This window comes from Nocardia sp. NPDC004718, from assembly GCF_053601535.1.
The window spans coordinates 1-3,329 of the sequence record NZ_JBSGCA010000129.1 but is presented as its reverse complement, the minus strand read 5'-3'; the positions used below and the strand labels follow the sequence as shown (position 1 = coordinate 3,329).

General features: G+C 69.9%; 1 protein-coding gene. It reads right to left on the bottom strand.

The features are described from left to right. Positions 1 to 3,329 (bottom strand): amino acid adenylation domain-containing protein (locus ACWEH3_RS35840; protein WP_452358501.1); only part of this gene is annotated, 3,329 nt, incomplete at both ends.

Here is a 3,329-nt window from a genome sequence, read left to right as displayed (position 1 = left end):
CCGGTCCGCTCGTCTGTGCGCACCACGACCACCGCCTGCGCCACCGACTCCAGCGCCGTCAGCGCCGACTCGATCTCGCCCAGCTCGATGCGCAGTCCGCGCACCTTCACCTGGAAGTCGGTGCGGCCCAAGTACTCCAGCTCGCCGTCTTCGGTCCAGGCCACCAGGTCGCCGGTGCGGTACATCCGCTCGGCAGTGCCGAACGGGTTGGCCACGAAACGCTCGGTGGTCAGATCGGGGCGGCCCACATAGCCGTGCGCCAGCTGCGCGCCGGCGAGGTACAGCTCGCCGGGCACGCCGACCGGAACCGGCCGTAGCCGCGAATCCAGCACGTACACCTGCGTGTTGAACACCGGAGCGCCGATCGGCACCGACACCGTGTCGTCCTCGGTCACCTCGTGGAAGGTGACGTCGACCGCGGCCTCGGTCGGGCCGTACAGGTTGTGCAACCGCGCGCCGGTCAGCTCGCGCAACTTCTGCGCGGTCACCGCGGGCAGCGCCTCACCGGAAGCGAAGACATTACGCAGCGTGGTGCATTCGGCCGCACGCTCCTCGGCCACGAACACCGACAGCATCGACGGCACGAAGTGCACCGTGGTGACCTGCTCGTCGACGATCAGCCGCGCCAGGTACGCGGGATCGCGATGCCCGTCCGGCTTCGCCACCACCAGGCGCGCGCCGACCTGCAACGGCCAGAAGAACTCCCACACCGACACGTCGAACGTCGCGGGCGTCTTCTGCAACACCACGTCATAGGCCGCCAAACCGTATTCGGCGTGCATCCACACCAGACGGTTGACGATCGCGGCGTGCGAGACCGCCACACCCTTCGGGCGGCCGGTCGAACCGGAGGTGAAGATCACGTACGCGGTGTTGGCCGGACGCAGCGGCTTGTGCCGGTCGGCGTCGGTCAGTGGCCCGTCGGAGAACTCCGACAGGTCGAGCTGATCGATGCGCACCTGCCGGGAAACGGTGGTCTCCAGGTCCGAACCGGAGGTCAGCACGCACACCGGGCGCGCGGTCTCCAGGATGTAGTCGATGCGCTCGGCCGGATGGTCCGGATCCAGCGGCACGTACGCGCCGCCCGCGGCGTTCACCGCGTACATGCCGACCACCAGGTCGATCGAGCGGCGCATGCCCAGCGCCACATACGATTCCGGCCCGACGCCATTGACCTTCAGCCAGCGCGCCAGCCGGTGCACCCTAGCGGCGAACTCGGCGTAGGACAGACTCGTCCCCTCGAACGTCACCGCGGGACTGTCCGGGGTGCGCGCGACCTGGGCCTCGAACAACGAAGCTAGCGTGGCACACGGATCGACTGCATACGAGCTGGCATTCCACTGCTCGACGAGCTTGACATGCTCCTGCTCGTCGAGCAGGTCGATGTCGCCGATGGGCCGGTCCGGCTCGGCGGCGACGGCCTTCAGCAACCGGCCGAAGCGCCGCCCGAACTCGGCCATGGTGGCCGGGTCGAACAGGTCGGTGGCGTAGATCAGCTCGGCCGCGATGCCCGAGGGGTTCGCGCCCGCGGAATTCTCGGCGTCGCGTTCGGACAGCACCAGTTGCAGGTCGAACTTGGCGACGTCGATCGGCAATTCGACACCGCTCACCGTCAGACCCGGCAGCTCCAGGCTGTTCTGGCCGGTGTTCTGGAACGACAGCATCACCTGGAACAGCGGGTGCCGCGCCTGCGAGCGCGCCGGGTTCAGGATCTCCACCAGCCGCTCGAACGGCAGGTCCGCGTGCCCGAACGCGGCGATGTCGGTGGCGCGCACCGCACGCAGCAACTCGGTGAACGTCGCACCGGCCTGGACCGGGGTCCGCAACACGAGGGTGTTGACGAACATGCCGATCAGGTCGTCGAGCGCGCGCTCGCCACGTCCGGCGACCGGAGTGCCGATCGCGATGTCGTCCTCGCCGGACAGCCGCGACAGCAGCACGGCCAGCGCGGTGTGCGCGACCATGAACAGCGTCGCGCCCCTGGTGCGGGCCAGTTCGGTGAGCTGAGCGTGGGTCTGCGCGTCGATCTCGAAGACGTGCGTGGCGCCGCGACCGGAGGCGACCGCGGGACGCGGCCGATCCGACGGCAGATCCAGCTGCTCGGGCAGCCCGCGCAGCGAGTCCGACCAGAACGAGATCTGCTCGGCGATCACCGAAGCCGGATCGTCCTCGGCGCCGAGCACCTGACGCTGCCACAGCGCGAAGTCGGCGTACTGGACCTCCAGCGGACGCCAGGCGGGCTCGCCGCCGTCGACGCGGGCGCCGTAGGCGGTCATCACGTCGCGGGTCAGCGGGCCCATGGAGAAACCGTCGGCCGAGATGTGGTGCACCACCAGGGCGAGCACGTGCTCGGTGGGGCTGATCTCGAACAGCCGGGCGCGGAAGGGCACCTCGGCGGTGACGTCGAAGGCCGTGCCGATCAGCCGCGCGAGCTGTTCGGGCAGTTCGGCTTCGGTGACGTCGATCGGCGTCAGGTCCGGGATGACCTTGGCCGTGGCCACGATCTGCTGCCGCGCCGCGCCGTCCACCTCGGGGTAGAAGGTGCGCAGCGACTCGTGGCGGGCCAGCACGTCGGCGACGGCGATCTGCAACGCCTGCCGGTCCAGCAGGCCCGACAGCCGCACCGCGGCCGGGATGTTGTCCACCGCCGAGTCGGGGTCGAAGCGGTTGAGGAACCACATGCGCTGCTGGGCCAGCGACAGCGGCACCAGCTCCGGCCGCTGCTGCGGCGCCAGCGGCGCACGACCGCCCACACCCGCCTTGGTCTCCGCGCGCGCCGCCAAAGCGACCACGGTGGAGGCCTCGAACAGCTCGCGCACGCCGAGGTCGGTGTCCAGCGCGGCCGACAGCCTCGCGGCGACCTGGGTGGCCGACAGCGAGTTGCCGCCGAGGGCGAAGAAGTCGTCGTCCAGACCCACCCGCTCGAGGCCGAGCACATCGGCGAAGGTGGCGGCGACGATCTCCTCGACCGGCGTGGTCGGCGCGCGGAACACCGCGGCCTCGAACACCGGCGCGGGCAGCGCCTTACGGTCCAGCTTGCCCGAAGCGTTGAGCGGGAACTCCTCCAGCGCCATCACGATCGAGGGCACCATGTACGCGGGCAGCTGCCGACCCAGGTCCTCGCGCACCAGGTCGGTGTCCAGCGCGGCGTCCGGCGCGGGGATGACGTACGCGACGAGCTGATCGCCCGCGTGCGCGTCGGAGCGCACCACGACGACGGCTTGCGCGATTTCCTCCAGGCCGGTCAGCGCCTGCTCGATCTCACCGAGTTCGATACGCAGACCACGCAACTTCACCTGGAAGTCCGTACGGCCCAAATACTCCAGCTC